Origin of the sequence: Streptomyces sp. AcH 505 (assembly GCF_000818175.1) — a bacterium.
Taxonomy (GTDB): Bacteria; Actinomycetota; Actinomycetes; order Streptomycetales; family Streptomycetaceae; genus Streptomyces.
In genome coordinates this window covers 4,633,885-4,640,034 of sequence record NZ_JTIY01000001.1, presented here as the reverse complement: position 1 = coordinate 4,640,034, position 6,150 = coordinate 4,633,885, and the positions used below count along the sequence as shown (strand labels likewise).

The 6,150-nt window shown below is 70.9% G+C and carries 6 protein-coding genes; all 6 read right to left on the bottom strand.

Features of this window, described 5'->3' with window-relative positions:
• Window positions 1-119: 119 nt before the first annotated feature.
• Window positions 120-758: an SMC-Scp complex subunit ScpB gene (gene scpB, locus HY68_RS21190; protein ID WP_107070205.1), complete on the bottom strand. Its 639-nt coding sequence runs from the start codon at window positions 756-758 to the stop codon at window positions 120-122.
• Window positions 759-799: 41 nt separating this feature from the next.
• On the bottom strand, window positions 800-1,966 hold the full coding sequence (locus HY68_RS21185) for a segregation/condensation protein A (protein ID WP_041991159.1): 1,167 nt from the start codon (window positions 1,964-1,966) through the stop codon (window positions 800-802).
• A 47-nt stretch (window positions 1,967-2,013) separates the two neighbouring features.
• Complete coding sequence (locus HY68_RS21180) at window positions 2,014-2,619, bottom strand: hypothetical protein (protein ID WP_041991157.1); 606 nt, start codon at window positions 2,617-2,619, stop codon at window positions 2,014-2,016.
• Window positions 2,616-3,737, bottom strand: coding sequence for a ParA family protein (locus HY68_RS21175; RefSeq protein ID WP_041991155.1), 1,122 nt, complete (start codon window positions 3,735-3,737; stop codon window positions 2,616-2,618). Before HY68_RS21175 ends, HY68_RS21180 begins: the two co-directional genes overlap by 4 nt.
• A 380-nt stretch (window positions 3,738-4,117) precedes the next feature.
• Entirely contained in the window at window positions 4,118-5,233 is a 1,116-nt protein-coding gene (gene ald / locus HY68_RS21170; RefSeq protein WP_041996747.1) for an alanine dehydrogenase, read from the bottom strand.
• Window positions 5,234-5,385: 152 nt separating this feature from the next.
• A partial coding sequence (locus tag HY68_RS21165) for a tetratricopeptide repeat protein (RefSeq protein ID WP_041991153.1) occupies window positions 5,386-6,150 on the bottom strand: 765 nt, incomplete at its 5' end.

Genomic DNA, 6,150 nt, shown 5'->3' with positions numbered 1-6,150 from the left:
CGCGCCGCGGTTGCCGCCGCCGGAGCCCCGGCCGCCGCTGCCGGCCCCCCGGTTGCCGCCGCCGCTACCGCCTCCGCCGTTCCTGTTGCCGCTTCCGCTGTTGCTGTTGCCGCTTCGCATCAAATTTCCGTCTTGTCGTCTGCGTAAGTTTCCGGGGTGTCCGGCGCGTCTGGGTCGAACGACGGAACCCCTTCCAAGGTCTCGGCCTCGATCGCCTCCGCCTCGGGGAGGAAGGGCGCGAGCTCCGGAAGCTCGTCAAGGCCGCGCAGGCCCATCCGCTCCAGAAAGTAGTTCGTCGTCCTGTACAGGATCGCACCTGTTTCGGGTTCCGCGCCCGCCTCCTCGACCAGCCCCCGCTGGAGGAGGGTGCGCATCACACCGTCGCAGTTCACTCCGCGCACCATCGAGACCCGGGAACGGCTCACCGGCTGGCGGTACGCGACGACGGCCAGCGTCTCCAGCGCCGCCTGGGTCAGCCTGGCGTGCTGGCCGTCCAGGACGAAGCCCTCGACGGCCTCCGCGTACGCGGGGCGCGAGTAGAACCGCCAGCCCCCGGCGACCAGCCGCAGCTCGAAACCGCGGCCCTGCACGGTGTACTCGTCCGCCAGCGCGCGCAGCGCGTCCGCCACGGCCCTGCGGGGGCGGTCGAGGACCTTGGCCAGGTGCTCCTCGCTCGCGGGCTCGTCCACGACCATGAGGACCGCCTCCAGGGCGGGGCGGAGGTCGAGCTCGGCGACCGTGCTCGCCGTACCCGCCACACCGGTGCCCGCCGTACCGGACGGGGCCTGCTCCTGCTCGCTCACACCTTCTCCTCGCGCGTCTGGTCGGCCTCCGGGGCCGGTGCCGGGGCCGCCGGCACGTCGGGTACGTCCGGGGGCCGGTCGAACTCGTCGGTCACCGTCGGTTCCACATCGTCGTCCCCGCCCGTCCAGCGGACCATCAGCGACCCCAGGGCCTCTTCCTGGTCGAGCGCCACCACCCGCTCCCGGTAGAGCTCCAGAAGGGCCAGGAAGCGCGCCACGACGGTGAGGGTGTCCGCTGCGTCCTCGGTGAGCGCCTGGAAGCTCACCTCGCCGCGCTCGCGCAGCCGCGCCACGACGATCCCCGCCTGCTCCTGCACGGAGACGAGCGGCGCGTGGATGTGGTCGACGTACACCTGCGGCCGGGGCTTGGGCTGCATCGCCTTCACCGCGAGCCGGGCGAAGCCCTCGGGGCCGATGCGGATCACGACTTCGGGAAGCAGCTCGGCGTACTGGGGTTCGAGGCCCACGGTGCGCGGATAGCGCCGGGCCTCGGTCTCCAGACGGTCGCTGAAGATCTCCGCGATCTGCTTGTAGGCGCGGTACTGCAACAGCCGGGCGAAGAGCAGGTCACGCGCTTCGAGCAGGGCGAGGTCGGCCTCGTCCTCCACCTCGGCGGCGGGCAGCAGCCGGGCCGCCTTGAGGTCGAGCAGGGTGGCGGCGACGACGAGGAATTCGGTGGTCTGGTCGAGGTCCCAGTCGGGGCCCATGGCGCGGATATGGCCCATGAACTCGTCGGTGACCTTGGAGAGCGCCACCTCGGTCACGTCGAGCTTGTGCTTCGAGATGAGCTGGAGCAGCAGGTCGAAGGGGCCTTCGAAGTTGACGAGCCGCACGGTGAACCGGCCGTCGTCGACGGGTTCGGTCTCCCCGTCGGGCGCGGGTGCGGGGTCCGGTGCCGGGTCGGGAGCGGGTGTGGGCTCCGGGACGGGCCCTGGATCCGGGTCGGGTTCTGGATCCGGGTCGGGCTCGGGTTCCGGCTCGGCCGGCGGAGCCGGTGGGGGCGGAGGCTCGGCCTCGGCCACCGCGGCCGTTTCCGGTTCGGCGACCGGCTCCGGAAGCACCGGTTCCGGCTCCGTGACCGCCGGTGGCCGCGCGTCCGGCACGCCCGGACCGCGGCCGAGTGAGCGGCGGGAGGGGCGGGCGGGGTCGTCGGTCGGCGGCATCGGGGTCCAGGTGCGTGGGCGGCGGGTCCGGCCCGCGCAGGCTATCTTCAGCGGCCGCGCAGGCGCCGTACGAGGATGCTCGCGTCGCCGCGCGATTCCAGATCCGCCAGCACGACGGCCACCGCTTCGCGGACGATCCGCCCGCGGTCGACGGCGAGGCCGTGCTCACCGCGCAGCACGAGCCGCGCGTGTTCGAGGTCCATCAGTTCCTCGGCCGAGACATAGACCGTGATCTTCTCGTCGTGCCGTTCGCGACCGCTGGGACGGCGGTTGGCACCCCGCCCCCTGCGGCGCTGGCCGCCCTGCTGCCCGCCCTGGGGCCCCTGCGGGCCGCCCGGCTGCGAGGGGCCGTTGCCCTGCTCCGGCGGGCGGCGCCCCTTGACGGAGGACGCCGCCTGCTCCGCGTCCGACGTACGGCTGCGCGGCGGCCCGGCGGGACCCGGTTCGGCGGTGGAGTGCTCCTCCGTCGACGTACCGGCCGAGGCCGCCGGCGAGGACGGTCCCGCCGCTTCGCCAGACGGGTCGCTCTCCCCCGCGGGACCGGGCACCCGGGCCTCGCCGTTCGCGCTCCGGCGCCGGTCCGCGGGCGATGATGCCTGCAGAGCCGTGCCACCGGTCGTACGGAACAGTTCGTCGGCCCCGGGCAGACTCACTCGGCGTGACACCGGGCGAGCACCTCCCTGGCGAGCTGGCGGTACGCGGCGGCGCCGACGGAGTTCGACGCGTAGGTCGTGATCGGCTCACCGGCGACCGTGGTCTCGGGGAAGCGCACGGTCCGCCCGATCACCGTGTGGTAGACGTTCTCGTCGAACGCCTCGACCACGCGGGCGAGCACCTCACGGCTGTGCACCGTGCGGGAGTCGTACATCGTGGCGAGGATGCCGTCGAGCTCCAGCTCGGGGTTGAGCCGCTCCTGGACCTTCTCGATGGTCTCCGTGAGCAGGGCCACGCCGCGCAGCGCGAAGAACTCGCACTCCAGCGGCACGATCACCTTGTGCGCCGCTGTCAGCGCGTTCACGGTGAGCAGACCGAGCGAGGGCTGACAGTCGATCACGATGTAGTCGTAGTCCTGCATCAGCGGCTTCAACGCCCGCTGGAGCGTGGACTCGCGCGCCACCTCGCTCACCAACTGCACTTCGGCGGCCGAGAGGTCGATGTTGCTCGGCAGTAGATCCATGTTGGGCACAGCGGTCTTCAGGAGCACTTCGTCCGCCGCCATGCCCCGCTCCATGAGCAGGTTGTAGACGGTGAGGTCGAGCTCCATCGGATTCACACCGAGTCCGACCGACAGGGCTCCCTGCGGGTCGAAGTCGACGAGCAGGACGCGCCGTCCGTACTCCGCGAGCGCGGCACCCAGATTGATGGTCGACGTCGTCTTGCCGACGCCGCCCTTCTGGTTGCACATCGCGATGATCTTCGCGGGGCCGTGATCGGTGAGCGGTCCTGGGATCGGGAAGTACGGCAGGGGACGCCCGGTCGGGCCGATCCGCTCGCGGCGCTGGCGGGCAGCGTCGGGCGCGAGGGTGGCCGCGTATTCGGGGTCGGGCTCGTACTCGGCGTCAGGGTCGTAGAAGTGACCCTCGGGCACTTCGTTGTAGTCGGCGAATGGGCTGGACTCTCGCCCGCCCTCGTTGCCGGCCATGGCGTTCACGTGTTGGCCGTCCATCATCTGGTGGGCTGTCGTCATGTGCGGGTGGGTCGAGAAGGTGCGGACTGCGACGGAGCCGACAGCGTCGAGCCCGGACGAAGGGCTCTGGCCCCTCGCAGGCATTCCTGGTTGACCACCCCCGGGAGTAAATGTCGACTCATTCACAAGTCGTCTTACCTCCTTGGACGTGACCAGGAAACTTATCGATAGGTCAGCGTGGCACCATGCCGACGATGGGCGACTCTATGGCGTGTCACCGGTCCGCAGCAACACAATCCGCCGGACCCGGCCCGATGTGTCGGCAACCGAACACCTCTCTGTCAAGGGCGCACGGGCCTCTCACCAAGGCATGGCGCACGGGTTTCCCGGGTGCGCGAATCGGTCGAAGTGTTACGTACGAGGCGAGTTGACCGGGGGTCCGAATGTGTCCCGACAGACACCCGGCCGGACCTCGCTGAGCAAGATCCGGCCGTTGGCGCGATGTTGACGACGGCGTTGACGCGTCAGCCGAGAAGGGCGCTCAACTCCACGTTGTCCAGGCCGTGCGCCTCTGCCACCTCACGGTAAACCACCTGGCCGTCGTGGGTGTTGAGGCCCTTGGCGAGTGCCGGGTCGCGGCGCAGCGCCTCGACCCAGCCACGGTTCGCCAGCTCCACGATGTAGGGCAGCGTCGCGTTGGTCAGCGCGTAGGTGGAGGTGTTGGGCACGGCGCCCGGCATGTTGGCCACGCAGTAGAAGACCGAGTCGTGCACCTGGAAGGTCGGTTCGGCGTGCGTCGTCGGGTGCGAATCCTCGAAGCAACCACCCTGATCGATTGCAATGTCGACAAGTACACTCCCGGGCTTCATCTTGGCCACGAGCGCGTTGGTGACGAGCTTTGGCGCCTTCGCGCCGGGGATGAGTACGGCGCCGACGACGAGGTCCGCGCCGACCACCGCGCGCTCCAGTTCGTACGCGTTGGAGACGATGGTCTGGACCTTCGTGCCGAAGACTTTGTCGGCCTCGCGGAGCTTGTTGATGTCCTTGTCGAGCAAGGTCACGTGGAAGCCCATGCCGACGGCGATCTGGGTGGCGTTCCACCCGGAGACACCGCCGCCGATGACGACGGCGCGGCCGGGCGCCGTGCCGGGGACCCCGCCGGGCAGTACGCCACGGCCGCCGGCCGAGCGCATCAGGTGGTACGCGCCGACCTGCGGGGCGAGCCGGCCGGCCACCTCGGACATCGGGGCGAGCAGCGGCAGCGCGCGATGGGCGGTCTCGACCGTCTCGTAGGCGATGGCGGTGGTGCCGGAGTCCAGCAGCGCGTCGGTGCAGGCGCGGGAGGCCGCGAGGTGCAGATACGTGAAGAGCGTCTGGCCCTTGCGCAGCCGGTGGTACTCCTCGGGAACCGGCTCCTTGACCTTGAGCAGCAGGTCGGCGGCGGCCCAGACCTCGTCGGCCGTCGCCAGGACGCGGGCGCCCGCCGCACTGAACTCGTCGTCGGTGATCGAGGATCCGGCGCCGGCGTCACGCTCGATGACGACCTGATGACCGTGGCGCACCAGCTCGTGCACACCGCCGGGGGTGATGGCCACCCGGAACTCGTTGTTCTTGACCTCGCGGGGGATACCGACCAGCACGTGGATCACGGTCCTTGACTCAGGGGCTCAGGGGATTACCGGGGTAATTCCATACATACCCGGGCAGCGCGGGGCGCTCCGGGAGTCGCCACAGAAACACGCGGCGGAGCCAGTCTAATGAAGGACTTCCAGCTGTCTAGCCTTGCAAAGCTTTAATCTTTCCCGGAACCGCTACGGATTTCGTAGGCGGACTCGTGATCTGTCGGCGGTTCTGCCAGCAAACGATCGGCTGCGGCGCGGTGCAGCCCCGCAGCCGTGGGGTCGCCGAGCCGCTCCAGGGTGTCCGCGAGACGGAGCTGGAGCGCCGCCTGGAGCCGTACGTCACCGGCCTGGCGTGCGACAGCGGCGGCGTCCTCGCAGACGCGCAGCGACTCCTGGGGGCGGCCCGCGTGTTCGAGTACCCGGGCCGTCTCGCTCAACGCCCGTGCCAGACCCGGCAGATCGCCCAGCCGCCGGAAGCCGGCCGCCGCAGCGCGCCAGTCGCGCAGCGCGTCGTCGTACTCGCCCGCGTAGGCGTGGACGGCGCCGAGCCGGCCGTACAGCCGCGCCTCGTCGGCGCGCTCGCCCCTGCCGATGCGCTGGGACAGCGCCCTGCCGTACCAGTCGGCGGCCCGCTGCCAGTCCTGGAGGTCCTGGTAGGCACCGCCTACGGATTCCATCGCGCGGCCGGTCGCGTAGAGGTCGTTGGCCGCCCTTCCGGCGTCGAGCGCGGCGCGGTAGCGCACCAGCGCGTCGGCCGTGCGGCCGGTACGGGCGTCCAGGTCGCCGATGTTCAGCAGGGCGGCGGCCTTCTCGCGGTGCAGCTCGCGCCGCTCGGCGACGTCCAGGACGAGCTGGTGCAGCCCGTACAGCTCGGGCGCCGCCGCCTCGGTGCCGCGATGGGTCGCCAGCGCCCGTACGAGCGCGGCGACCAGCCG

Coding starts and splice junctions, on each gene's coding strand:
- HY68_RS21185 (WP_041991159.1), bottom strand. CDS start 1,966: ATGCCGCCGACCGACGACCCCGCCCGCCCCTCCCGCCGCTCACTCGGC.
- HY68_RS21175 (WP_041991155.1), bottom strand. CDS start 3,737: ATGCCTGCGAGGGGCCAGAGCCCTTCGTCCGGGCTCGACGCTGTCGGC.